The sequence below is a fragment of the Curtobacterium sp. AC272 genome (assembly GCF_979258155.1).
Map to the genome: position 1 here is coordinate 869990 of NZ_OZ409838.1, position 24350 is coordinate 894339.

Sequence of the window (24350 nt, forward strand, 5' to 3'; positions counted from 1 at the left end):
ACCATGGGCGGTCTGCCGCACCCCACGTCGGACGGGAGGCCCGTGGCGGCGTCGCCACGGGCCTCCCGTCCGGTGGGTGGGCGCGCCCACTGCGCGCGGTCAGTGGATGGGGACCGGCGCGGTGATCGGTCCGGTGCTCGGCGACGGGGAGCGCAGCGCGGCACGGCGCGTGGTGCGACGCTCGACCGAGTAGCTGAACATCGTGACGAGGACGCCGAGCAGCGCGAGGACGATGCCGAGCCAGCCCGGCGCGACGAACCCGAAGCCGGCAGCGATGACCGCACCGCCGAGTGCCGCGCCGAGCGAGTTGCCGATGTTGAAGGCCGAGTGGTTGAGCGCCGCGGCGATCGTCCGGGCATCGCCGGCGACGTCCATCAGGCGGGACTGCACCGCCGGCGGGATCGCCGACGAGGTCGCCCCGAGCAGGAAGGCGCCGAGCAGCATGCCCCAGAGCCACTGCGCGGTCAGCACCGTGAGCAGCAGGGCTCCGATGAGCGAGAACATCCCGAAGTAGATCGTGCGCTTCACGCTGTGGTCGGCGAGGTGACCGCCGAGCACACCGCCGACGACCATGCCGATGCCCACGACCACCAGGACGATCGGCACGAACGACTCCGGCATGCCGGTCACGTGCTGCACCAGCGGCGAGATGTACGAGTAGACGGCGAAGAACCCACCGAACCCGACGGCGCCGAGGCCCATCACGATCCAGACCTGCGGCACGCGGAAGGCGCGGAGCTCCCGGCCGATCGTCGCGTGCTCGTCACGGGCGCTCTTCGGCACGAAGGCCGCGACGGCGAGGAACGTGAGCGCGAACAGTGCGGCGACGACGCCGTAGGCGATCCGCCAGCCGGCGAGCTGGCCGACCCAGGTGATCGCGGGGACACCGACGACGTTCGCGACCGACAGGCCGAGCAGCACCATCGCGATGCCCTTGCCGCGCTTGCCCGGGCCCATCATGTCGCCGGCGACGATCGAGGCGATGCCGAAGTAGGCGCCGTGCGGGAGGCCGGCGACGAAGCGGGCGACGAGCACCAGGCCGAACGACGGCAGCAGCGCGCTCGCGATCGTCGCGAGGACGAACCCGACGAGCAGCACGAGGATCAGGCCCTTGCGCGGGAACTTCGCCGACATCGCGGCGATGGTGGGAGCACCGACGACGACCCCGAGGGCGTACGCGCTGACCAGCCAGCCCGCGTGCGCGATGCCGGCGTCCGGATCGAGGCCGTACTGCTGCGGCAGCAGTGCCTGCGCGATGTTCGGCAGCAGACCCATCGCGACGAACTCGGTCGACCCGATGGCGAAGCCGCCGAGGGCGAGCGAGATGAGCGCGGCGGTGCGACGCGCAGGCGTGAGCTGTGACATGGGGCCTGTTCTCGGACGACGTCCTGCACGGGCGGCGTCGGATCGGGGTGTCGGCTGGACGGTGTCGGCTGGGCGACGGTGGTGACGGAGGCGTCCCGCGATCGCCGCGGTCCACGTGCCGATCGGCAGCGCGGCCACGCCCGAACGGGGTGCCGGTCCGGGTTCAGCAGCGAACGGGACGGTCCGGGTGGCGACGACCATCCGGTCCGAGCAGTGTAGACCGCTCCAAAGGCCGAACGGAAGTCGCCGTGCGCGGCCGGCACGGGTCGCACCGGGCTGGCCCGGCCGTACCCGAGGAGAACCGGGTCAGGCCGCCTGACGCTCCGTGTGGGCGGGACGCGTCGATGCGGGAGCGAGTTCGGGCAGCTCGTCGCGGTGCGTCCAGCCGGCGCCGCACTCGGCGCACGTCGCCCAGGCGTTCTCGCCCTGTTCGTCCGTGTCGATGACGACCGTTCGCAGGTCGCAGTCGGGGCACCAGCCGTCGTGGGTCATCACGCGCTCCTCGTCGTCTCGGGGCCACCGGATGTGGCTCGACAGGGGCCATGAGACACCCGACCACCGACATCCGCGGGAGGGCGTCGGCGTGTCGCGCGGGCCCTCGTTGTTCAATGAGCACGTGACCCTCGCTGCCACCCTGCTCGCTTCGTGCCGCGCCGGCGCGCCCGTGAACTGCGAGGACGCCACCGACCCGATGGGCATGGTCGTCGTGCTCATCGCGGTGCTCGCCGGCATCGCGCTGCTGACCGTGCTCGTGGTGCTCGGGCCGGATCCTCGCCGTCGCACTCGGGCACGGCGGCGCGACAAGCGCTGAGCGCGAGCGCCGAGCGCTACTCGCCGAGCGCGAGTGCGAGCGCCGAGCGCTACTCGCCGAGCGCCGCCTCGAGCCGCTCGAGCTTGCCGTCGATCTCGCCGGTGTGGCCCGGTCGGATGTCGGCCTTGAGCACGAGCGACACCCGCGTGCCGTAGGCGCCGACGGCCTCGGTGGCGCGCTTGACGACGTCCATGACCTCGTCCCACTCCCCTCGAGCTCCGTGAACATCGACGACGTGCGGTTCGGCAGGCCGCACTCGCGGACCACCCGCACGGCTGCGGCGACGGCGTCGTGCACGGAGCCGTCCGCCTGTTCGGAGGGACCACCGGACGGAGCAACGGAGAAGGCGACGATCATGCGTCCATCCTGCCCGCACCCTGTCCCATCCGCACCAGCTCGACCACGGTCCACGCCAGGATCGCCACCTCGAGCACGTTCCGCAGCGTCAGCACCACGAGCATCCACGGCTGCAGCGTGAGCACCTGGTCGTAGTACGCCGGGTAGATCAGCTGCGTCAGCACGGCGGTGGGCAGCGCGGCGATCGCGATCGGCACGAACCGGCGCACACTCGGCGCCCCGGCGGCCAGCCCCACACGACCGGCACGGCGAGCCACCCGATGTACTGCGGCGACCCGACCTTGTTGGTGGCGATGAGCGCGGCGACGAGGAGCAGCGCGAGCACGGGCGCGAGCTCGGCCCGACGGGCGCCACGGCGTGCGGCCCACAGCGCGAGGACGACACCGGCGACGACCACGAGGGCCATCAGCGGCGTCGAGACCGCGGCCGCGGCGTGCGTGCCGGCCCCGGAGACCTCGAACGTCAGGATCTGCTGGTTGTAGAACACGGCCGCACCGGGAGCCCCGAACGCTGCCGCCCACATGAACGGCGTCGCGAGCGGTGACTCGATCTGCAGTGCCCGGCCGGTCTGCTCCCCGATGAACGACAGCAGGTACGGCGCTCCGCCCCAGAGCACGTCGACCAGCACGATGAGCGCACTGAGCACGAGGGCGCCCGCCAGCACACCGCGGCGGTGCCCCTTGCGCAGGAGCAGCAACACGCCGACGAGGGCAGCCGGCCAGACCTTCGTCCACGCACCGGCGGTGAACAGCGCCGAGGCGACCGCCGGCCGCGAGGCGACGAAGGCCACCCCGACCAGCGCGAACACCGTCGCCACCGTGTCGATGCGACCGAGCGCGATCGGCCCGAGTGCGAGCAGGAAGGCGAGCCACCACCACACGACCCGCACGCCACGCGCCGACGAGCCGTCCGCAAGAGAACGGAGCGCGCCACGCGCCCGGAACCGCCACAGGAACGCACACGCCACGGCGTCGAGCAACACCATCAGCAGCAGCCACCCGGAGCCGATCGACGCGATCCCACCGAGTGCTGCGGCGGCCATCGGCACGATCGCCAGGATCGGGTAGACCCACTCGCCGTCGATCCCGACCCAGAAGTCCGCGCTCCGCCCGGTCTCGATCCACCGGCTGTAGGTGATGGTGACGTCGCCGAGGGGCAGGTTCGCCGAGACCGCGGTCAGCCACCACAGCGCCGCGTGCACGGCGGCGAACGCCAGGACGAACCCGACGCGTTCGATCCACGGGTTCCCGGTCCTGCGCACCGGACGAGCGTACCGGCAGCGAGCGCGCCCGAACCGGCAGCGAGCGCACCCGAACCGGCTGAGAATCCCAGGCTCCCCCAACCATGACGTGTCACCGTCTTGCTCGTGACCACCGAAACCCCGCGCAAGCGCCGCAAGGCCGTCATCTGGATCTCCGTCATCGCCGCCGTCGTCGTGCTCGGCGTCATCGGGGCGATCGTCGCGACGAACGTCTACACGAGCAACGAGAACGCGAAGGCGTCAGCGGCACCGTCCGTGGCCGCCAGCCGCGAGGCCTCCACCCTCGACGACTCCGACCTGTCCGGCGCGTGGACGGTCGGCGGTGACTCCGAGGCCGGCTACCGCCTGCACGAGGTCCTGAACGGCTCCGACGTCACCGTCACCGGCCGCACCGACAGCGTCTCAGGCAGTGCGACCGTCGACGGCACGAGCATCACGAAGGCGACGATCACGGTGCAGGTCGCCGACATCGCCACCGACTCGGACCAGCGTGACTCCTACTTCCGCGACTCCGCGATGGACACCGCCGCCTTCCCCGAGGCCACGTTCGAACTCACCGAGCCGATCGCCGACGCGGTCCCGAGCGGTTCGGACACGACGAAGGTCACCGCTGCCGGCAAGCTCACGCTGCACGGCGTCACGAAGGACGTCACCGCCGACCTGCAGGTCGGCCTGAACGGCGACGGCGTCGACATCTCCGGCTCGATCCCGGTCACGTTCTCGGACTACGGCGTGCAGGCGCCGAGCCTCGGCTTCGTGAAGGTCGACGACTCCGGCACGGTCGAGTTCCTGGTGCACGCGACCCCCGCGAGCTGACGTCCGCGACGCGCGTCACGCCCGTGACGTGCGCACGAGCGGACGGGAGGCCCGGTGCCAGCTGGCACCGGGCCTCCCGTCCGTCCCCGCCCGCGTCTGCAACAGGCGACACGATCGATGTCGCACGACGTCGACCATGTCGTCACCCCGCGCCCGCAACCATGCGCGTGGGCAAGGAACGACGAACTCGATGTCGTACGACGTCGATGCCGTCGTCACCCCGCCCCGCAACCACCGGCGCACGCAAGGAACGACGAACTCGATGTCGTACGACGTCGATGCTGTCGTCACCGCGCGTGTGCAACCACCGGCGCACGCAAGGAACGACTTCCTCGTCGTCGCACGACAACGCGGAAGTCGTCACGCGGCATCCGCAACAGGCGACATCACTGATGTCGTACGACGTCGACGCTGTCGTGCTGCGTCGCCGCGCACCGACCGCTACCCGCGCGTCGCCGTCCACGACCAGGTCCCGCACGACCCCGGGCAGCTCGGCGATGAGCCCGGTCATCGGGAACGGCCCGCCGCCGGACGCCCGCCGCGCCGCGAGCCCGTGCACCACCGCGGCCGACGCGGCCAGGTGCGCGAGGTCCGACGGCGTCAGCGACGAACCAGCAGCCTCGACGGAACCCTGCCGCGACGCCACGAGCGCGCCGAGCACCCCGCCGAGCACGTCCCCGGCGCCGGCGGCGGCGAGCCACGGCGTCGCCGACGACGCCACCAACCGGACCGACCCGTCGGGCGTGACCACGTGCGTGCGCTCGCCCTTGAGCAGCACGACGCTGCCGGTCTGCTCGGCCGCGCGGAGCGCCGCGGCGGCCGGGTCCTGCTCGATCGACTCGCGGGAGACGCCGAGCAACGACGCGAGCTCCCCGCGTGCGGGGTCAGGACGGCGAGGGGGCCGAGGTCGACGAGCGGGATCGCGCCCGCGTCGACCACGACCGGGACGCCGTCGTCCGAAGCGTGCGTGAAGGCCGAGGCGGTCGTGTCGTCCAGGTCACCGAGCGACGACGCCGAGATGCCCGAGCCGACGAGCCAGGCCTGCACCCGACCGACGCCGGCGACGGACTCGGGGCGACGGGCCAGGACGTGGTCCGACGCCCGCGACGGCCCGACGTACCGGACCATGCCGACGCCGGTGTGGACCGCGGCGTCGACCCCGAGCACCGCGGCACCCGGGTACTGGTCGGAGCCGGTCGCGATGCCGAGCACCCCGCGGCGGTACTTGGTGGACTCCCCGTCGGCGCGGTGACCCACGCGGCGGCATCGGACGGCTGGACGGGCACGAAGTCGTTCACCGGCCCCACGTTACGGTGGAGCGCATGAGCCTGTTCCTGCCTGGTCGCGTGGTGGTCTTCGACTACGGCGAGGTGATCAGCCGGACGCCGCACGCGTCACGCGATGCCCTCGTCGAGCTGACGGGGGTGCCGGCCGACGAGCTGTTCCCCGTCTACCAGGAGCTCCGCCATGACCTCGACCGCGGCGACCTGTCCGTCGTGGCGTACTGGCGGGCGATCGGCGAGCGCGTCGGGCGGACCTGGAGCATCACGGACGTCCACCGGTTCTGGGCCGTCGACTTCACCGGGTGGTTCGAGGTCGAGCCGGAGACCCTGGCGATCGTCGAGGAGCTGCACGACGCGGGGACCCGGGTGGCGCTGCTGTCGAACGCCGGCTTCGACTTCGGTGACCCGTACCGACGCTCCCCAATGGGCTCGCTGTTCGAGACGGTGGTGGTGAGCGCCGAGGAGCACGTCCTGAAGCCCGACGCATCCATCTACCGCGACACGTGCGCGCGTCTGGGAATCGAGCCGCAGCAGATGGTGTTCGTGGACAACAGGGCCGAGAACGCCACCGGCGCGGAAGCGATCGGGGCGGTCGGCCACCACTACACGTCGTCGGCGTCACTGCGGTCGTTCCTGACGGAACTCGCGGCCGAGCCGGCGCCCGTCCCCTGAGGAGTCCCGCGTGACGCACGCCCTGTTCGAGCCGATCACCATCCGCGATCTGACGGTCCGCAACCGCATCTGGGTCTCCCCGATGTGCCAGTACTCGGCCGAGGAGCAGGACGGCGTGCCGACCGCGTGGCACCTCGTCCACCTGGGCGGCTTCGCCAAGGGCGGCGCCGGTGCGGTGGTCGTCGAGGCCACCGGCGTGGTGCCGGAGGGCCGGATCAGCCCGCAGGACCTCGGGCTCTGGAACGACCAGCAGCGCGACGCGTTCAAGCCGATCGTCGACTTCCTGCACGCACAGGGTGCTGCCGCCGGTGTCCAGCTCGCTCACGCGGGCCGCAAGGCGTCGACGTTCCGTCCGTGGGAGTCCGAGCACGGTTCGGTCCCCGCCGACCAGGGCGGCTGGTCGACCGTCGCCCCGTCCGCCGTGGCCTTCGACGGCTACGCGGTCCCGCGCGAGCTGGAGACCGAGGACATCCGGGTCGTCGCACTGGCGTTCGCGCAGTCCGCTCGCCGCGCCGTCGAGGCCGGGTTCGACCTGGTCGAGATCCACGCCGCCCACGGGTACCTGCTGCACCAGTTCCTCTCGCCGCTGAGCAACCACCGCACCGACCAGTACGGCGGGTCGCTCGAGAACCGTGCCCGGGCGCTGCTCGAGGTCCTCGACGCCGTCCGTGCCGAGGTCGGCGAGGGCTTCCCGATCGTCGTGCGGTTCTCGGCGACCGACTGGGTGGACGGCGGGCTCACGCTCGACGAGACCACACAGGTCGCCCGGTGGGCGGCGGAACACGGCGCGGACCTGGCCGACGTCTCGACCGGCGGCAACGTCGCGAGCGCGCCGATCCCGGTCGGCCCCGGCTACCAGGTGCCGCACGCCGCGGCGATCAAGCGCGACGCCGGCATCGGCACCATCGCGGTCGGCATGATCTCCGAGGGCTTCCAGGCCGAGCAGATCGTCGCGACCGGACAGGCCGACGTGGTGATGGTGGGCCGCGAGTTCCTGCGCGACCCGGGGTTCCCGCTGCGCGTGGCCGTCGAGCTCGGCGTGACGGTCGACTACGAGCCGCAGCAGTACCACCGCGCGCGGGTCACGGCGTAGACGCGCGGTCTTCCTGAACGGATTCTCGGTCGGCCCCTCGGGCAGGCAGTACGATTGGCAGCACTGTGGACGATCCCCCGAATAGTTCTTCGCCTCACTCATCCGCCGCTCACTCGGTGAGCTGCACGTCATCCCCGTGCGCGGACGGGGGTGAATCATGAGTCCGATCGACATCGTCATGCTCGTCGGCGGCATCCTGCTGACACTCGGCACCGGCGTCTTCGTCGCGTCCGAGTTCGCGCTGGTCAACCTCGACCGCGCCGACGTCGAGGCACGTCGCGACCGCGGTGAGCCGGGGTTGGCACCCGTCATCGGGGCGTTGAAAGTCACCTCGACGCACCTGTCCAGTGCGCAGCTCGGCATCACGCTGACCACGCTGCTCACCGGCTACCTGCTCGAGCCGTCCATCGCGAAGCTGCTCGAAGCGCCGTTCCTGGCGATGAACCTGCCAGAGGGCATCGTCGAGACCGTCGGGTCGATCATCGCGCTCGTCATCGCGACCCTGCTGTCGATGATCCTCGGCGAACTCGTGCCGAAGAACTTCGCGCTCGCGCTGCCGCTGCAGACCGCGAAGCTCGTCGTGCCGTTGCAGATCGCCTTCACGACCGTGTTCAAGCCGGCGGTCGCGGTGCTCAACGGCACCGCGAACGCCGTGCTGCGGTCGATCGGCATCGAGCCGCAAGAGGAACTGTCCGGTGCTCGCAGCGCCGAGGAGCTCACCTCGCTGCTCCGCCGTTCGGCGTCCGAGGGGTCGCTCGAGCAGGACACCGCGACGCTCCTCCAGCGGACGATCTCGTTCTCGGAGCTCAGCGCCAGCGACGTCATGACGCCACGCCCGCGGCTCTCCACCATCCGGGTGTCCGAGTCCGCGCAGGACGTCATCGCCCTCGCTCGCAAGACCGGCTTCAGCCGCTTCCCCGTCATCGAGGAGGACGCGGACGACGTCGTCGGCATCGTGCACGTCAAGCAGGCCGTCGCCGTCCCCCGCGAGAAGCGCCCGGAGGTCCCCGTCGGGGCGCTCATGACCGACGCCGAACGCGTGCCCGAGACGATGCCGGGCGACACCCTGCTCGCCGAGGTCCGCGGCCGCGGCTACCAGATGGTCATCGTCGTCGACGAGTACGGCGGCACCGCCGGGGTCGTCACGCTCGAGGACCTCATCGAGGAGATCGTCGGCGAGGTCTCCGACGAGCACGACCGCGCGCGCATCGACGTGGTCCGCTCCCGCGACTGGCTGACCTTCCCCGGTCTGCTGCGCCCCGACGAGCTCGAGGACCGCGCCGGCGTGAAGGTGCCGGAGGACGGCCCGTACGAGACCGTCGGCGGCTTCCTCATGTCGACGCTCGGCCGCCTGCCCGTGGTCGGTGACGAGGTCCCGCTCGACGGTGGCGTGTTCCGGGTCGAACGCCTGGACGGCCGTCGGATCGACCGCATCCGCTGGACCCCGACGCCCCCACCGACGGACACCGCGGCGACCGCCATCATCATCCCCGCCACGAAGACCGGCACCAAGACCGCCACGAAGGGCAGTACCCGATGAGCTCCGACTGGTGGGGCATCTTCTGGCTCTTCGTGCTCCTGCTCGGCAACGCGTACTTCGTCGCCGCCGAGTTCGCCGTCATCTCCGCCCGCCGCTCCCAGATCGAACCGCGCGCAGAAGAAGGCTCGAAGGCCGCGCAGATGACCCTGTGGGCGATGGAGCACGCCACCCGCATGCTCGCGACCACGCAACTCGGCATCACGGTCTGCTCGCTGCTCATCCTGAACGTCTCCGAGCCGGCGATCCACCACCTGCTCGAGGTCCCGCTGCACCTGACGGGCTGGAGCGTCGAGGTCATCGGCACCGTGGCGTTCGTGATCACGCTGCTGCTCGTCTCGTTCCTGCACGTGGTGTTCGGCGAGATGGTCCCGAAGAACATCTCGTTCTCGATGCCGGACCGCGCTGCGCTGTTGCTCGTGCCGACGCTCTGGTACATCGGCCACGGCCTGCACTGGGTCATCGTCGGCCTGAACGAGGTCGCGAACGCCGTGCTGCGCCTGTTCCGCGTCGAGCCCAAGGACGAAGCCGTCAGCGCCTTCACGGTGGAAGAGGTGCAGACCATCGTGGAGCAGTCCCGCCGCGAGGGCACCCTGACCGACGACGGCAAGCTCGCCCTGGCGTTCGAGTTCACCGAGAAGAAGGTGCGCGACGTCGCCGTGCCGATGGCCGAGCTCGTCACCCTGCCCGAGGACGCCACCCCGGCGGACGTCGAGCGTGCGGTGGCGCAGCGCGGGTTCTCGCGGTACGTGCTCGTCGGCGAGGACGGCTCCCCCACGGGCTACGTGCACGTGAAGGACGTCATCGACCTGCGGCCGGACGAGTTCGACGACCCGGTGCCGCCGAAGCGCATCCGCCAGCTCATCTCGCTCTACACGGAGATGGACCTGGAGGACGCCCTGGCCACCATGCGGGCTGCGGGCCGCCACGTCGCGCGGGCGTTCGACGCCGACGGCCGGACCCTCGGTGTGCTCTTCCTCGAGGACATCCTCGAGGAGCTCGTCGGCGAGGTCGAGGACGCGACCCGGCGCCGGTAGCCGCACCGCCAGCTCCGCCAAAGCGACAGATTCCCGCGAACGTTCCGCAGGGATCTGTCGCTTTCGCGATGGCGGACGGGAGGCCCGGGGCAACACCGCCACGTGCCTCCCGTCCGTTCGTGGTCGCGACCAGGGCCGCGCCCACCGGCGCGCTACCAGCTGACGGGGAGCGGCTTGCCCTCTTCGTAACCGGCGGCGGACTGGATGCCGACCAGGGCGCGCTCGGAGAACTCGGCCAGCGACGCGGCGCCCGCGTAGGTGGCGGAGCTCCGGACGCCCGTGGTGATCATGTCGAGCAGGTCCTCGACGCTCGGGCGCTCCGGGTCGAGGTAGATCGTCGACGACGAGATCCCCTCGGCGAAGAGCTCCTTGCGGGCCCGCTCGTACGGGTCGAGCCGCTCGAAGCGCTCGCGGACGGCCTTGGCGGACGCCATCCCCCAGCTCTCCTTGTAGGCCTTGCCGGCGGCGTCGCGACGGAGCACGCCCGGCGCTTCGAGGGTGCCGGCGAACCACGAGCCGATCATAACGGCCGAGGCGCCGGCAGCCAGTGCGAGGGCGACGTCGCGCGGGTAGCGGACCCCGCCGTCGGCCCACACGTGCGCGCCGAGGGACCGCGCCGCCGCCGCGGTCTCGAGGACGGCGGAGAACTGCGGCCGGCCGACGGCGGTCATCATGCGCGTCGTGCACATGGCGCCGGGTCCGACACCGACCTTGATGATGTCCGCGCCCGCGTCGACGAGGTGGGCCACGGCGTCGGCGGTGACGACGTTGCCGGCGACGAGCGGGATGCCGAGCCGGAGCCCCGCGACGGTGCGGAGCGCGCGGAGCATGCCCTCCTGGTGTCCGTGCGCCGTGTCGAGCACGAGGACGTCGACCCCGGCGGCGGCGAGGGCCTGCGCCTTGGCGGCGACGTCGCCGTTGATGCCGATCGCGGCCGCGACGCGCAGACGACCCGACGCGTCGACGGCCGGCGTGTAGATGTCCGAGCGGATGGCACTGGTCCGGCTCGTGGTGCCGACGACCTTGCCGTGCCGCACGACGGGCGCGAAGTCGACCTCGGCGCCGCTCAGCACGTCGTAGACGTGGCGGGGTGTGCCGGCGTCCTCGGCGTCGATCGCGGTCGAGGCGCCGTGCAGCAGGTCGCCGAGCGTCGCGTCGGGACCGGCGTCGCCGAGCCGGCTGGCGGGGACGCACCCGAGGTACTCCCCGGCGGCGTCGCGGACCACCACGCCCCGACCGGCGACGGGCAGCAGCTGCTCGAGCGCCTCGGCGACGGTGGTGGACGAGCCCATGTCGTAGGCGGTGTCGTAGTCGACCGGCTGGTCCTTCACCCAGCGGATCGCGGCGTCGAGGTCCTGCAGGTGCATGTCCTGCGGCAGGACGCCGAGGCCCTCGCGCCGGGCCAGGGTCGCGGCGAGACGCGGACCCGTGACCGAGTTCATGTTGGCGCTCACGATCGGGATCGTCGCACCGCTGCCGTCGTTCGACGCGAGGTCGACGTCGAAGCGGCTCGTCACGCCGGATCGGCTCGGGACGAGGAAGACGTCGGAGTAGGTCAGGTCGTGTGTCGGCCGCGTCTCGTAGAACCTCATGGGCCCCACTGTACGGCTCCGCCCGGAGGCCGGACCGGGCCCCGACTCGCGCCGCGGCTGACACCGAACGGACATGTGCGAGCGGCTAGGCTGGCACCTGTGCGGGGCAGGGTTGCGCCGCACGACACACACGAGCATCTATCGACGGAGAGTGGGCGATCGGCTGTGTCGAGCCATCTGACCGGAACGGACGAGACCGCGGGCGAATTCGGGGCGAACGAGTGGCTCGTCGACGAGCTCTACGAGCAGTTCGTCGCGGACAAGGAGTCGGTCGACAAGTCCTGGTGGCCGGTCCTCGAGAGCTACCACCGCACGCAGGTCGGCGGCGCTCCGGCAGCTGACCAGCAGTCCTCGACGCCCGCGCAGTCGACCACGCAGCAGCCCGCGACCGGTGACGCGCCGGCCCCGCAGCAGCAGCAGCAGGCGGCAGCGCAGGGTGGTCCGATCCAGGCGAAGACCACGTCGCGCCAGCCGACCCCGCCGCCGATCCCGGCCGAGGCCAACGACGCCGCCGACGACCACGAGGAGACCCACGAGGACGTGGCGACCCCGCTTCGGGGCATGGCGAAGACCCTGGCGTCGAACATGGACGCCTCGCTGACCGTCCCGACGGCCACGAGCGTCCGGACGATCCCGGCGAAGCTGATGATCGACAACCGGATCGTCATCAACAACCACCTGCGCCGTGCCCGCGGCGGCAAGATCTCCTTCACCCACCTCATCGGGTGGGCGATGGTGCAGGCGCTCAAGGACTTCCCGAGCCAGAACGTGTTCTACGAGGAGCGCGACGGCAAGCCGTTCGTCGTCGCCCCGGCGCACGTGGGCCTCGGCATCGCGATCGACGTCCCGAAGAAGGACGGCACCCGGTCGCTCCTCGTGCCGAGCATCAAGCGTGCGGAGACCCTGACCTTCGGCCAGTTCCTGTCGGCCTACGAAGACCTGGTCAAGCGGGCCCGCGACAACAAGCTGACGCCGGCCGACTTCCAGGGCACCACGATCTCGCTCACGAACCCGGGCGGCATCGGCACCGTGCACTCGGTCCCCCGCCTGACCAAGGGGCAGGGCGCGATCATCGGCGCCGGAGCCCTCGAGTACCCGGCGCAGTTCCAGGGCTCGGCGTCGAAGACCCTGGTCGAGCTCGGCATCGGCAAGACCATCACCCTCACGAGCACCTACGACCACCGGGTGATCCAGGGCGCCGGTTCCGGCGAGTACCTCAAGCACGTGCACGAACGCCTCATCGGCGAGCACGGCTTCTACGACGGCATCTTCGCGGCGCTCCGGATCCCGTACAAGCCGATCCAGTGGGCGAACGACATCAACGTCGACCTGGCGCACCGCGTCAACAAGACCGCCCGCGTGCAGGAGCTCATCAACAGCTACCGCGTCCGCGGGCACCTGATGGCCGACATCGACCCGCTCGAGTACCGCCAGCGCACGCACCCCGACCTCGAGATCGAGAGCCACGGACTGACGTTCTGGGACCTCGACCGCGAGTTCGTCACCGGCGGGCTGGCCGGCACGACGAGTGCTCCGCTGCGCGACGTCCTCGGGATCCTGCGCGACGCCTACTGCCGCACCGTCGGCATCGAGTACATGCACATCCAGGACCCGGAACAGCGCCGCTGGGTGCAGGAACGCATCGAGGTCCCGTACTCGAAGCCGTCGAAGGATGAGCAGCTCCGCGTCCTCGGCAAGCTCAACGAGGCCGAGGCCTTCGAGACCTTCCTGCAGACCAAGTACGTCGGGCAGAAGCGCTTCTCGCTCGAGGGCGGCGAATCCACCATCGCCTTCCTCGACACGCTCATCCAGCACGCCGCCGGTGTCGGCCTGGCCGAGGTCGCGATCGGCATGGCCCACCGCGGTCGCCTGAACGTCCTGACGAACATCGCCGGCAAGACCTACGGCCAGATCTTCCGTGAGTTCGAGGGCTCGTCCCTGCCGGGCTCGGTGTCCGGTCAGGGCTCCGGCGACGTCAAGTACCACGTCGGCACCGAGGGGCTGTTCCGCACGTCGGACGGCTCGAGCATCCCCGTGACGATCGCGGCGAACCCGTCCCACCTCGAAGCCGTCGACGGCGTGCTCGAGGGCATCGTCCGCGCCAAGCAGGACAAGCAGGGCCCCGGTTCGACGAACGTCCTGCCGGTGCTCGTGCACGGCGACGCGGCGATGGCCGGCCAGGGCGTGGTCGTCGAGACGCTGCAGATGTCGCAGCTCCGTGGCTACCGCACGGGCGGCACCGTGCACCTGGTCATCAACAACCAGGTCGGGTTCACCACCCCGCCCGAATCGGCGCGCAGCTCGGTGTACTCCACCGACGTCGCGAAGACGATCCAGGCGCCGATCTTCCACGTGAACGGCGACGACCCCGAGGCCGTCGCACGCGTCGCCGACCTGGCGTTCGCGTACCGCGAGGCGTTCCACCGCGACGTCGTCATCGACCTCATCTGCTACCGCCGCCGCGGGCACAACGAGGGCGACGACCCCTCGATGACCCAGCCGCTCATGTACAACCTGATCGAGGCGAAGCGGTCCGTCCGCACGCTGTACACCGAGGCCCTCGTCGGTCGCGGCGACATCACGCAGGAAGAGTACGACGAGGCGCACCGCGACTTCCAGGACCGCCTGGAGCGTGCCTTCGCCGAGACGCACGAGGCGCAGACCGGCACCATCCCGGTGATCCAGGTCGACGACGACGGTGCCGTGCAGGGGCTCGAACGCCCGGCGGCGCAGCAGGACGACTCCGAGGTCGAGGTCCGCGAGACCGCAGTGTCCGAAGAGCTCGTCCGCTCCATCGGTGATGCGCACAGCAACCCGCCCGCCGGCTTCTCGATCCACCCGAAGCTGCAGCAGTTGCTCTCGAAGCGAACCGACATGACGCGCAACGGCGGTGTGGACTGGGCGATGGCCGAGCTCATGGCGATCGGTTCGCTGCTGGTGGAGGGCAAGCCCGTCCGGTTCGCCGGCCAGGATGCCCGCCGCGGCACCTTCGTCCAGCGCCAGGCGGTGTTCCACGACCGGTCGAACGGCCAGGAGTGGCTGCCGCTGTCGAACCTCACCGAGGACCAGGCCCGGTTCACCATCTACGACTCGCTGCTCAGCGAGTACGCGGCGATGGCGTTCGAGTACGGCTACTCGGTCGAGCGGCCCGAGGCACTCGTGCTGTGGGAGGCGCAGTTCGGCGACTTCGCGAACGGCGCCCAGACCGTCATCGACGAGTTCATCTCGTCCGCCGAGCAGAAGTGGGGGCAGCGCTCCGGCCTCGTCCTGCTGCTGCCGCACGGCTACGAGGGCCAGGGACCCGACCACTCGTCCGCCCGCATCGAGCGCTACCTGCAGCTGTGCGCCGAGGACAACATGGTCGTCGCCCGTCCGTCGACCCCGGCGTCGTACTTCCACCTGCTGCGTCGTCAGGCGTGGGAGCGTCCGCAGAAGCCGTTGATCGTGTTCTCCCCGAAGGCGATGCTCCGCCTGCGCCAGGCGACGAGCGCGGTCGAGGCCTTCACGAACGGCACGTTCGAGGAAGTGATCGACGACGAACGCGTGGCTGACAAGGCGGCGGTCCGTCGCGTGGTGCTGCACTCCGGCAAGGTGCACCACGACCTGCGCGCCGAGGTGGACAAGCGCGGGGTCACCGACGTCGCCCTCGTCCGTCTCGAGCAGCTCGCACCGCTCCCCTCGAGCGCATCCTCGAGGTGCTCGCGGGCTACCCGGACGCCGACGTCGTGTGGGCGCAGGAGGAGCCGGAGAACCAGGGCGCCTGGCCGTTCGTCTGCATGAACCTGTCGCCGCACCTCGACGGTCGGCCGCTGTCGGTCGCCGCCCGTGCCGCGAGCGCCGCGCCGGCCACCGGGTCGTCGAAGCGTTCCGCACAGGAAGCCACCGAGGTCATCGAAAGAGCCCTCGGCTAGGCACTCGGCCTGGACCCCGACGCGGGTGTGCGCTACGCGATCTTCGTGTAGCGCACACCCGCGTCGTGGTACCCGCGCTTCTGGTAGAACCGGTGCGCGCTGTCCGTGGCGGCCGCACTGACGGCGCTCAGGCGACGCGCGCCCTGCTCGACCGCCCACGCTTCGAAGGTGCCGATGAGCGCGGAACCGGTGCCGAGCCTCCTGGCCGTGTCGTCGACCACCAGCAGCAGCAGCTGCGCCGTCGGCTCGTCGCTCGCGTACGCCCAGGTGACCTGCGCGCCGGCGACGGCGACCGCGCGGCCATCGTCGCCACGGACCACCCAGGTGCGGTGTCCGGCTTCGGGCGTGAGCCGTTCGAGGCGTGCGCGCATCGCCGCGTCGTCGACCTCGTGGCCGAGCAGGCGGACGAGGGCAGCGACGTCGGAGACGTCCGTGTCGGACCAGGTGGTGATCGACTCGACGAGGAGGGTCATGTCCGTGACACTACCGACCCGACCCGCCGTGTGACGACGGAGCCGAGGACCTCAGTGGGTCGACTGCTCCAGCCGGATGCGCGCGAGGATCTCGCCACGCAGTTCTTCCGGAGCGGTCTCCTTGCACGCGCGGCGCACGGTCTCGATCAGGACGACGCCGACGCGGTGTTCGGTCGTGCAGTCCTCGCAGTCGTCCATGTGCTCACGGATGTCCGCCGCGTCCTCGCGGCAGAGCTCCCCGTGCAGGAACTCCTCGAGCTCGGCCTTCGCCTTGGAGCAGTCGCAGCCGCTCATCGTGCTTCCTTCCCATCGACGCGACCCTCGGTCGCGGCAGTCTTCCGGCCTCGTCCGCGCATCGTCGCCGTCGACGCTGCGTCCGGGACGATGCCGGTCTCACGGGCGTGGTCCGCCAGGAGCCCCCGGAGGAGCCGGCGACCACGGTGCAGACGGCTCATGACCGTCCCCACGGGGGTCTTCATGATGTCGGCGATCTCCTGGTACGAGAAGCCCTCGACATCGGCGAAGTACACGGCCATCCGGAAGTCCTCGGGGATGGCCTGCAGGGCGTCCTTGACGGCGGACGACGGCAGGTGGTCGATCGCGTCGGCCTCGGCGGACCGTGCGGAGATCGACTGGGTGACGCTCTCGGCGCCGCCGAGCTGCCAGTCTTCGAGCTCGTCGATGGTGCCCTGGTACGGGTTCCGCTGGTTCTTGCGGTAGGTGTTGATGAACGTGTTCGTCAGGATCCGGTACAGCCAGGCCTTCAGGTTCGTGCCCTGCTTGAACTGGCGGAACGCGGCGAACGCCTTGACGAAGGTCTCCTGCACCAGGTCCGAGGCGTCGGCCGGGTTGCGGGTCATCCGCATCGCCGCGCCGTAGAGCTGGTCCATGAAGGGCAGTGCCTGGGTCTCGAAGAGGGCCCGGAGCTCGTCGGCCGGCACGGTTTTCGCGTCGACGAACGACGCTTCTTCCTCCGCTTCGACCGCGTCGAGCTGCTCCTCGGTCTCCTCGACCAGGTCGTGCGGTGCTGCCTGCGGCTCGTCGGTCGTCATCGCGGGCCAGTCTAGAGCGAGCGACGTGGACACGCCGGGCAGGCGCGTCCGCGAGGGTGCGAGTGCTGTCGCCAAGGGTCCTCCCGATCGTTTCAGTAGTCTTGTGAACCGATGGCAGACACGACGCATTCCCACAGCGGTGCACAGGCCGCCGCGGACCCGGCCCCCTGGATCGCCCCGCTCGCGCGCGGTCCCCTGCGCGGCGACGTCGCGCTGCCCGGCTCGAAGTCGCTGACGAACCGCGAGCTCGTGCTCGCCGCCCTCGCCGACGGCCCCTCCGTCATCCGCCTGCCGCTGCACTCGCGCGACTCGGCGCTCATGATCGCGGCGCTCCGGCAGCTCGGCGTCGGGATCGACGAGGTCGAGCCGGCACCTGGTGCACAGCCGAACCCCTACGGCCCGGACCTCCGGATCACCCCGGCACCGATGCACGGCGGTGTTCGCGTCGACTGCGGCCTCGCCGGCACCGTGATGCGGTTCCTGCCGCCGCTGGCCGCCCTGGCGGTCGGCCCGGTCGTCGTCGACGGCGACCCCTACGCCCGCAAGCGTCCGATGCACGCGATCATCGGGGCGCTCGTCGACCTGGGCGTCGACGTCACCGACGACGGCAACGGCTCGATGCCGTTCGCGTTCACCGGCACCGGGTCGGTTCGCGGTGGCACCCTGTCGATCGACGCGTCGGCCTCGTCGCAGTTCGTGTCGGGCCTGCTGCTCTCCGCGCCGCGCTTCGACGAGGGCCTGCACCTCACCCACGTCGGGGAGCGCCTGCCGAGCCTGCCGCACATCGAGATGACCGTCGCCGCGCTCCGTGCCCGCGGCGTGACCGTCGACGAACCCGCGGTCGGCGAGTGGGTCGTCCACCCCGGTCCGATCGCCGCGCGCGACGTCACCATCGAGCCCGACCTGTCGAACGCCGCGCCGTTCGCGGTCGCCGCGCTCGTCGCGGGTGGCACCGTCCGCATCCGCACCTGGCCGCGCGAGACCACGCAGGTCGGCGCCGACCTCGAGACGCTCCTGCCCCTGTGGGGCGCGAGCGTGGCCCGAGACGGCGACGACCTGGTCGTCGACGGCGGCGTGGGGATCCGGGGTGGGGCCTCCTTGCCGGGTCTCGACCTGGACCTCAGCCGCGGCGGCGAGCTCGCACCGGCGCTCGTCGCGCTGGCCGCGCTGGCCGACGGGCCGACCGAGATCACCGGGATCGGCCACCTGCGTGGGCACGAGACGGATCGTCTCGCCGCGCTCGCAGCGGACGTGAACCGGTCGGGAGGCTCGGTGCACGAACTCGACGACGGCCTGCGCATCGAGCCTGCCGCGCTCCACGGCGGCGACTGGGCCGCGTACGACGACCACCGGATGGCGACCGCTGGCGCCGTCGTGGGCCTCGTCGTCGACGGCGTCGCCGTCGACGACATCGGGTGCACGGCCAAGACGCTGCCGCAGTTCCCCGAGCTGTGGGCGGCGTTGGTCTCGACCGGGGACGCGGGGGCCTGACGCATGAGCTGGTGGGACGACGTCGACGGTGACGACTCCGACGCGGACGAACCGTACGGACAGTACGACGAGTCGAGCGTGCGGGTGCGTCCGAACCCGAAGGGCAACCGGCCCCGCACGAAGACCCGGCCGACGTACGACGACGCGCCCGTGGGGTGGGTCACGAACGTCGACCGTGGGCGGTTCGGCGTGCTGGTGGCGACGGGGTCCGGCTCCGATTCCGATGCCGATGCCGATGCCGATGCCGATGCCGAGCACGTCATCACGGCGACGAAGGCGCGCGAGCTCGGCAAGAAGTCGGTCGTCACCGGCGACCACGTGTCGCTCGTCGGCGACGTCTCCGGTGACCCCGGGTCGCTGGCGCGCATCGTGAAGGTCGCCGAGCGCACCACGCTGCTCCGCCGCAGTGCCGACGACTCCGACGAGGTCGAGCGGGTCATCGTGGCGAACGCCGACCAGATGCTCATCGTCGTGGCGGCCGCCGACCCCGAGCCCCGCACCCGGCTCATCGACCGGTACCTGGTCGCCGCGTTCGACGCGGGGCTCGACCCGATCCTCTGCATCACGAAGACCGACCTCGCCGACCCGGCACCGTTCCTGGCGCACTTCGCCTGCCTGGACCTCCGGATCGTGACGAGCCGGTCCGACGACGTCCCGTTCGAGGCGCTGCACGACCTGCTCGACGACAAGGTCACCGTGACCGTGGGGCACTCCGGGGTCGGCAAGTCGACGCTCGTGAACGCCCTGACCGGGTCGACGCGGGCGATCGGCGTCGTCAACTCGGTGACTGGTCGTGGGCGGCACACCTCGTCGTCGTCGATCGCGCTGCGGGTCCGTGACGGCGGGTGGATCATCGACACCCCGGGCGTGCGGTCGTTCGGCCTCGGGCACGTCGACCCCGCGAACGTGTTCCGCGCGTTCGCCTCGCACGCGATCCCGGTGCGCCCCGCTCGGGACGGCATCCCCCTGGCGCAGGCGCACGACTGGGAGATCGTCGACCGGGTGCAGGACGGCGAGCTCGGTGCCACCGGCGTCGAACGGCTCGACTCGTTCCGCGCGCTCCTGACGGGCATGGGCGCCTCCGACCCCGGCCTCGAGTAGCCCGCCGCGCCGCGCCGCGCCCGCGCCCCGGACCCCGTCGGACCCGGTCGGACCCGTTGCGCCCGTCGAGGTTCCGAAATCTGCGCATCTCGGCGGCAGATCGGGCCGTTCGTGGAACCTCGGCGAACCGCGTGCGGCATGTCGTGGAACCTCGGCGGAGGGCGCTCGGACGTGGCACCTCGTCCCACCGTGCCCGGCCCGACCGCACCCCACCCAACACGCGTCGACAAGTGTGCAGCGGTGTTGTACAGTGAACCCTCGTGTCTGAAGTTGCAAAGTACAACTTTGCGCCGACCCCCGCCGTCGACGCCCCGTCCTCCGAGCACGACAACGACGTCGCACGCGCACCACTCCCCCACCCACAAGTCCTCACGAGCACCGCGACCGCAGCGCACCGACAGCGTCCTGCGCCCGGCCGGCCTCGGACGGGTGCTCCTGACCTTCGCCACGCACATCCTCGTGCCGCTGTTCCTCGCCGCCGGGATGGGCCTGGCGTACCTCGGTGCCTTCCACGCCCCCGCGCCGAAGGAACTGCCGGTCGGCATCGTCGGGCAGGCCGCCGCCACCCAGGTGTTCGCGCAGACCGTCACCGACGAGTCCGACGGCGCCCTCGTCGCCCACGTCGTCGCGTCGACCAAGGACGCCGAGCGGCAGATCCGCGACCGCGACCTGGCCGCCGTGTACGCCCCGACCACCGCGGGCGCGACGCTCTACGTGTCGACCGCGGCATCGGAGACGACCGCGAGCGCCGCGCAGAAGGTCTTCCTGCCGATCGCCTACGAACAGCACGTGCCGTTCCGGGTCGTCGACGTCGTCCCCACGGGCGAGCAGGACAGCACCGGGCAGGGGCTGTTCTTCCTGCTCGTCGCCCTGAGCGTCGGCGGCTACGCCTCGGCCATCGCCGTGGCGTCCGTCGCGACGAAGCTCCGCGCGGTGTGGACCGCGGTGGTCGGCCTCGCCACCGCCGGGGTCGTCGCCGGCATCGGCATCATCGTCGCCGGCCCGATCTACGGCGTCATCACCACGCACCACTGGCAGGTGTTCCTGTTCGCCTGGCTGTACGACGCGATCATCGTCGCGATCGGCGTCGGCCTGCACCCGGTCCTCGGGCGGTGGACGACGCCCGTGCTCACGATGCTGTTCGTGATGCTCAACTTCACGTCGTCCGGCGGCATCTTCCAGGCGTCGTTCGTGCCCGGGTTCTTCTCGGCACTCCACTCCTTCTGGAGCGGCGCCGCGTGGCTGCAGGCGGCACAGGACCTGCAGTACTTCCCGGACGCCTCGCTCGGCCGGTCGTCCCTGGTGCTCGCGCTCTGGCTCGCCGCAGCCGTCCTGCTCTGCGTGGTCGTGCACGGTCTCGTCGCCCGCCGCACCCGCATCGCCCGCGAGCGTGAGGTCACCCGGCTCGAAGAGGAAGAGGTCGTCGCCGCGTAGCCCCGCTACGCTCGACCCGTGGACCTCAGCGCCGACCTGGACTTCGCCCGCTCGCTCGCCGACATCGCCGACACGATCAGCCTCGAGCGGTTCCGCGCCGCCGACCTGCACGTGTCGAAGAAGGCCGACAGCACGCACGTGACCGACGCCGACCAGGCCGTCGAACACGCCCTGCGCGAGCGGATCGCGACCGAGCGCCCCGATGACGCGTTCCTCGGCGAGGAGACCACGGCGGACACCGGCGCCGAAGCGACGAGCGAGGGCCACCGTCAGTGGGTCATCGACCCGATCGACGGCACCGCGAACTACCTGCGCGGCGTGCCGGTGTGGGCGACGCTCATCGCCCTGGCGGTCGACGGCCGCCCCGTGCTCGGCGTCGTGAGCGCCCCCGCGCTCGGCAAGCGCTGGTGGGCGGCCGAGGGCCTCGGCGCGCACTCGTTCGACGGCGACCTCCGCGTCTCCGGCGTCGCGGACCTGTCCGACGCGAGCCTGAGCTACAACAGCATCCAGCAGTGGGACGACGACGACCGGCTCGAGTCCCTCGTCGACCTGTCCCGCAAGGTCTGGCGGACGCGCGCCTACGGCGACATGTGGTCGTACATGCTGGTGGCCGAGGGGGTCATCGACATCGCGGGCGAACCCGACCTGAAGCCGTGGGACATCGCGGCCCTCGTGCCCATCGTGGAAGAGGCCGGCGGCCGCTTCAGTTCACTCGACGGCGACCCCGGGGCCTGGCACGGCAGTGCACTCGCGACGAACGGCCTGGTGCACGACGCCGTCGTCGAGGTCATCCGCCGCTAGCACGACCCCGAACGACACGCTCGACGTCGGACGACGTCGCGGGTGTCGTTCCGAGTCGATCAGGCAGCCGCAGCCGCCGCCTCACGCCGCCGCCTCACGCCGTGCAGCACGCCGCCGCACCACCAGGTCCCCGACCGCCAGCACGAGCGCGAGGGCCATCAGCGACACCGTGAACGTCGTGCCGCTCCGGAACGCGTCGTGGTACGCGTCGAGCCGACTCCCGCCGGCGAAGCCGCCGGAACCACCGGAACCACCGGAACCGCCCGAACCCGCGGCGGCACCCCGCACGATCCCGTAGAAGATGCTCGTCGCCACCGCGGTCCCGATCGCGGTCCCGACGCGCTGCCCGAGCTGCTGCATCGACCCGGCGACCCCGGACTGCTCCACCGGGATCTCGGCCAGGGTGAGCGTCTGGTTCGGCGACACCACGAACCCGCCACCGAGCCCGCCGATCAGGAACGCCCCGGCCATCGCCCACGGCGTGACCTCCGGCGGGGTCAGCACCGCGGCGAGCATGAGGAGCACGAAGCCGACGACGACCATGAACAGCCCGAAGACCACCAGGGCCCGTCCGACCCGGTCGACGATCCGTCCGCCGATGTAGGACCCGACGGCGCTCGTGGCCGCGAACGGGATGCTCACCATGCCGGCGAACAGCGGTGACAGCCCGAGCCCCTCCTGCAGGAACAGCGTCACCATCAGGAAGGACGCCGGGATCGCCGCGAAGTAGACGGCCACGATCGACAGCCCGTTGCGGTACGACGACAGCCGGAACAGCTCGAAGTGCACCACCGTTGACTTGCCCTGCTGCTTGTACCGGACCTCCCAGAGCACGAACAGGCCGAGGAACACGACGAAGGCGATCAGCCAGAGCCACCGGGCGCCGGAGTCGCCGGCCCCCGTGGTGAGCACGAACGGCAGCATCAGCGTGATGATGGCGGCGCCGAGCAGCAGGATGCCGACGATGTCCAGCTCGCGGTCCTTCGCCTGGCCCTGCGCCGCCTTGGGCAGCAGCCGCATCGCGAAGAACAGCGCGACGAGTCCGAGCGGCACGTTCATCCAGAACAGCAGCCGCCACCCGTTCTCCTCACCACCGATCGCGATGAGGCCACCGCCGATCGTCGGGCCGAGTGCCGTCGAGATGCCGATCATGGCGCCGAACAGCCCGAAGGCCCGTCCGCGCTCCGGGCCCCGGAACAACTGCTGCACGAGCCCGATCACCTGCGGCATCTGGGTGCCGGCGGCGAAGCCCTGCAGGATCCGCGTGACCATGAGCACCTCGATGGTCGGCGCCACGGCGCAGAGCAGGCTCGACACGGTGAACGCCACGAGTCCGATGATGAACAGGGCACGGCGGCTCTTCAGGTCGCCGAGCCGACCGGCGGGCACGAGAGCGAGGCCGAACGCCAGCGCGTACCCCGCCACGATGAGCTGCAGCGACGAACTGGTGGCGTCGAGGGACTTCTCGATCGACGGCAGCCCGACGTTCACCTTCGACAGGTCGAGGATCGTCAGGGCGGCCACCGCGACGCACACGGCGAAGGCCCTCCAACGCGTGCGGTCGTCGAGGCGGGCGTCGGTCGGGTGAGCGCTGGACATCACCATCGTTCGTACACCGACCGGCCTCCGGGCGGGCGAGACCCACCCCCGGGTGGGTGACACCCCCTCGCCGTGGCCCCCGGACTGGGGGCACCGTCGCCGGATACGCGGTGCGCGGGGCGGCTCAGATGGCCAGGACCTGAGTTATCGTGCTCGTACGGAAGGTCACGCAAGCACCTGGATTCCCTAGATCCGAGTGCACGTGCGCAGCCGACCGTGTTCGTCCGAAGACCCTAACCCGAGGGGTGATACAGACGATGACATCATCGTTCCCGAGCGGAACCGAGTGCACCCTCACTCGTCGACCGCATTCAATCCACGACAGCTCTGGCGCGCGCGCAGTCGCCGCCATCCGTCCGTACTCCGACACGGCCACCCACCGTGCAGCAGTCCGGTCCGCCTCACGGCGCCCCGTCGCAGCGTTCGCAGCGTTCGCCGACGACCTCTCCGCAGGATCCGCTTCCGGGCCCGGAGGCCGGTGAGTCATGGCACTCACCGGTCGACGTCTCGAGGTCGACCGGATCGCGACCCTCGCTGTACTCCCTCGGGAGTCCGCGATGGTCGTGGTCGGCGACCCTGGTTCCGGACGCAGCAGCGTCCTCGACGCGGTCTCGAACCGCGTTTCCTCCCCGTCGTGCGGGTCGGTGTCAACGGGAGTGAATCC

20 protein-coding genes and 3 pseudogenes are annotated in these 24350 nt (G+C 71.1%); 11 read left to right on the forward strand and 12 right to left on the reverse strand.

What is annotated here, in order from left to right:
• Nucleotides 1-99 precede the first annotated feature (99 nt).
• Nucleotides 100-1365, reverse strand: a complete 1266-nt coding sequence (locus ACZZ0J_RS04325; RefSeq protein ID WP_123312344.1) for an MFS transporter — start codon at nt 1363-1365, stop codon at nt 100-102.
• Nucleotides 1366-1671: 306 nt separating this feature from the next.
• Nucleotides 1672-1857 carry a hypothetical protein gene (locus tag ACZZ0J_RS04330; RefSeq protein ID WP_123671650.1) on the reverse strand — a complete coding sequence of 62 codons (186 nt, stop codon included), beginning with the start codon at nt 1855-1857 and terminating at the stop codon, nt 1672-1674.
• Between the two features lie 124 nt (nt 1858-1981).
• Here ACZZ0J_RS04330 and ACZZ0J_RS04335 point away from each other — a divergent pair, with 124 nt between their 5' ends.
• Entirely contained in the window at nt 1982-2176 is a 195-nt protein-coding gene (locus tag ACZZ0J_RS04335) for a hypothetical protein (RefSeq protein WP_463435058.1), read from the forward strand.
• Between the two features lie 49 nt (nt 2177-2225).
• On the opposite strand, the pseudogene ACZZ0J_RS04340 reads toward ACZZ0J_RS04335, so the two are convergent.
• From ACZZ0J_RS04340 to ACZZ0J_RS04350, 3 genes and pseudogenes are all read right to left on the reverse strand, one after another.
• Nucleotides 2226-2533, reverse strand: a pseudogene (locus ACZZ0J_RS04340) (thiamine-binding protein).
• Entirely contained in the window at nt 2530-2730 is a 201-nt protein-coding gene (locus ACZZ0J_RS04345) for a hypothetical protein (RefSeq protein ID WP_463435060.1), read from the reverse strand. The pseudogene ACZZ0J_RS04340 and the gene ACZZ0J_RS04345 overlap by 4 nt, the downstream one beginning before the upstream one ends.
• Entirely contained in the window at nt 2691-3794 is a 1104-nt protein-coding gene (locus ACZZ0J_RS04350; RefSeq protein ID WP_463435062.1) for a glycosyltransferase 87 family protein, read from the reverse strand. The genes ACZZ0J_RS04345 and ACZZ0J_RS04350 overlap by 40 nt, the downstream gene beginning before the upstream one ends.
• A 105-nt stretch (nt 3795-3899) precedes the next feature.
• Between ACZZ0J_RS04350 and ACZZ0J_RS04355 the strand changes: the two genes are divergently transcribed.
• A complete protein-coding gene (locus ACZZ0J_RS04355) occupies nt 3900-4610 on the forward strand; it encodes a YceI family protein (protein WP_323749153.1) in 711 nt (236 codons plus the stop codon).
• Nucleotides 4611-4752: 142 nt separating this feature from the next.
• Here the strand turns inward: ACZZ0J_RS04355 and ACZZ0J_RS04360 are convergent, their stop codons facing one another.
• Together ACZZ0J_RS04360 and ACZZ0J_RS04365 are read right to left on the reverse strand one after the other, a co-directional pair.
• Entirely contained in the window at nt 4753-5469 is a 717-nt protein-coding gene (locus tag ACZZ0J_RS04360; protein WP_463435064.1) for an NAD(P)H-hydrate dehydratase, read from the reverse strand.
• A 35-nt stretch (nt 5470-5504) separates the two neighbouring features.
• Nucleotides 5505-5867: pseudogene (locus ACZZ0J_RS04365) on the reverse strand (NAD(P)H-hydrate dehydratase); the annotation flags it as partial.
• A 65-nt stretch (nt 5868-5932) separates the two neighbouring features.
• Here ACZZ0J_RS04365 and ACZZ0J_RS04370 point away from each other — a divergent pair.
• The 4 genes from ACZZ0J_RS04370 to ACZZ0J_RS04385 all read left to right on the forward strand — a co-directional run bounded on the left by ACZZ0J_RS04370 (nt 5933) and on the right by ACZZ0J_RS04385 (nt 10232).
• The gene (locus ACZZ0J_RS04370; protein ID WP_463435066.1) at nt 5933-6565 is read left to right on the forward strand and encodes an HAD family hydrolase; all 633 of its coding nucleotides are present in this window, start codon (nt 5933-5935) and stop codon (nt 6563-6565) included.
• 10 nt (nt 6566-6575) lie between these two features.
• Nucleotides 6576-7658, forward strand: coding sequence for an NADH:flavin oxidoreductase/NADH oxidase (locus ACZZ0J_RS04375; protein WP_194647922.1), 1083 nt, complete (start codon nt 6576-6578; stop codon nt 7656-7658).
• A 157-nt stretch (nt 7659-7815) separates the two neighbouring features.
• Nucleotides 7816-9198: a hemolysin family protein gene (locus tag ACZZ0J_RS04380; protein ID WP_123671645.1), complete on the forward strand. Its 1383-nt coding sequence runs from the start codon at nt 7816-7818 to the stop codon at nt 9196-9198.
• Entirely contained in the window at nt 9195-10232 is a 1038-nt protein-coding gene (locus ACZZ0J_RS04385; protein ID WP_111086420.1) for a hemolysin family protein, read from the forward strand. Before ACZZ0J_RS04380 ends, ACZZ0J_RS04385 begins: the two co-directional genes overlap by 4 nt.
• 152 nt (nt 10233-10384) lie before the next feature.
• On the opposite strand, the gene guaB1 is transcribed toward ACZZ0J_RS04385, so the two are convergent.
• Entirely contained in the window at nt 10385-11824 is a 1440-nt protein-coding gene (guaB1, locus tag ACZZ0J_RS04390; protein ID WP_463435069.1) for a GMP reductase, read from the reverse strand.
• A 165-nt stretch (nt 11825-11989) separates the two neighbouring features.
• Between guaB1 and ACZZ0J_RS04395 the strand changes: the two are divergent.
• Nucleotides 11990-15735: pseudogene (locus ACZZ0J_RS04395) on the forward strand (multifunctional oxoglutarate decarboxylase/oxoglutarate dehydrogenase thiamine pyrophosphate-binding subunit/dihydrolipoyllysine-residue succinyltransferase subunit).
• 32 nt (nt 15736-15767) lie between these two features.
• On the opposite strand, the gene ACZZ0J_RS04400 reads toward ACZZ0J_RS04395, so the two are convergent.
• The 3 genes from ACZZ0J_RS04400 to ACZZ0J_RS04410 are packed head-to-tail and all read right to left on the reverse strand — an operon-like array spanning nt 15768 to nt 17260.
• On the reverse strand, nt 15768-16208 hold the full coding sequence (locus ACZZ0J_RS04400) for a GNAT family N-acetyltransferase (protein ID WP_123294768.1): 441 nt from the start codon (nt 16206-16208) through the stop codon (nt 15768-15770).
• Between the two features lie 51 nt (nt 16209-16259).
• The gene (locus ACZZ0J_RS04405) at nt 16260-16502 is read right to left on the reverse strand and encodes a zf-HC2 domain-containing protein (protein ID WP_111086426.1); all 243 of its coding nucleotides are present in this window, start codon (nt 16500-16502) and stop codon (nt 16260-16262) included.
• Nucleotides 16499-17260: a sigma-70 family RNA polymerase sigma factor gene (locus tag ACZZ0J_RS04410; protein ID WP_111086427.1), complete on the reverse strand. Its 762-nt coding sequence runs from the start codon at nt 17258-17260 to the stop codon at nt 16499-16501. The genes ACZZ0J_RS04405 and ACZZ0J_RS04410 overlap by 4 nt, the downstream gene beginning before the upstream one ends.
• Nucleotides 17261-17371: 111 nt before the next feature.
• Between ACZZ0J_RS04410 and aroA the strand changes: the two genes are divergently transcribed.
• The 4 genes from aroA to hisN all read left to right on the forward strand — a co-directional run bounded on the left by aroA (nt 17372) and on the right by hisN (nt 22087).
• Complete coding sequence (aroA, locus tag ACZZ0J_RS04415) at nt 17372-18751, forward strand: 3-phosphoshikimate 1-carboxyvinyltransferase (RefSeq protein WP_463435074.1); 1380 nt, start codon at nt 17372-17374, stop codon at nt 18749-18751.
• 3 nt (nt 18752-18754) lie between these two features.
• Nucleotides 18755-19852 carry a ribosome small subunit-dependent GTPase A gene (gene rsgA / locus ACZZ0J_RS04420; protein WP_463435076.1) on the forward strand — a complete coding sequence of 366 codons (1098 nt, stop codon included), beginning with the start codon at nt 18755-18757 and terminating at the stop codon, nt 19850-19852.
• 429 nt (nt 19853-20281) lie between these two features.
• The gene (locus ACZZ0J_RS04425; protein ID WP_463435078.1) at nt 20282-21286 is read left to right on the forward strand and encodes a hypothetical protein; all 1005 of its coding nucleotides are present in this window, start codon (nt 20282-20284) and stop codon (nt 21284-21286) included.
• A gap of 18 nt (nt 21287-21304) precedes the next feature.
• A complete protein-coding gene (hisN, locus tag ACZZ0J_RS04430; RefSeq protein WP_123294773.1) occupies nt 21305-22087 on the forward strand; it encodes a histidinol-phosphatase in 783 nt (260 codons plus the stop codon).
• A gap of 81 nt (nt 22088-22168) precedes the next feature.
• Here hisN and ACZZ0J_RS04435 read toward each other — a convergent pair whose 3' ends face one another.
• The gene (locus ACZZ0J_RS04435; RefSeq protein WP_463435080.1) at nt 22169-23686 is read right to left on the reverse strand and encodes an MFS transporter; all 1518 of its coding nucleotides are present in this window, start codon (nt 23684-23686) and stop codon (nt 22169-22171) included.
• Between the last annotated feature and the right edge of the window lie 664 nt (nt 23687-24350).

Bases quoted from the DNA above. Each gene is read 5' to 3' on its own strand.
- ACZZ0J_RS04385 (WP_111086420.1), top strand. From the start codon at position 9,195: ATGAGCTCCGACTGGTGGGGCATCTTCTGGCTCTTCGTGCTCCTGCTC.
- ACZZ0J_RS04410 (WP_111086427.1), bottom strand. From the start codon at position 17,260: ATGACGACCGACGAGCCGCAGGCAGCACCGCACGACCTGGTCGAGGAG.
- ACZZ0J_RS04400 (WP_123294768.1), bottom strand. From the start codon at position 16,208: ATGACCCTCCTCGTCGAGTCGATCACCACCTGGTCCGACACGGACGTC.
- ACZZ0J_RS04405 (WP_111086426.1), bottom strand. From the start codon at position 16,502: ATGAGCGGCTGCGACTGCTCCAAGGCGAAGGCCGAGCTCGAGGAGTTC.
- ACZZ0J_RS04380 (WP_123671645.1), top strand. From the start codon at position 7,816: ATGAGTCCGATCGACATCGTCATGCTCGTCGGCGGCATCCTGCTGACA.
- rsgA (WP_463435076.1), top strand. From the start codon at position 18,755: ATGAGCTGGTGGGACGACGTCGACGGTGACGACTCCGACGCGGACGAA.
- ACZZ0J_RS04325 (WP_123312344.1), bottom strand. From the start codon at position 1,365: ATGTCACAGCTCACGCCTGCGCGTCGCACCGCCGCGCTCATCTCGCTC.
- aroA (WP_463435074.1), top strand. From the start codon at position 17,372: ATGGCAGACACGACGCATTCCCACAGCGGTGCACAGGCCGCCGCGGAC.
- ACZZ0J_RS04370 (WP_463435066.1), top strand. From the start codon at position 5,933: ATGAGCCTGTTCCTGCCTGGTCGCGTGGTGGTCTTCGACTACGGCGAG.
- ACZZ0J_RS04435 (WP_463435080.1), bottom strand. From the start codon at position 23,686: ATGTCCAGCGCTCACCCGACCGACGCCCGCCTCGACGACCGCACGCGT.
- ACZZ0J_RS04330 (WP_123671650.1), bottom strand. From the start codon at position 1,857: ATGACCCACGACGGCTGGTGCCCCGACTGCGACCTGCGAACGGTCGTC.
- guaB1 (WP_463435069.1), bottom strand. From the start codon at position 11,824: ATGAGGTTCTACGAGACGCGGCCGACACACGACCTGACCTACTCCGAC.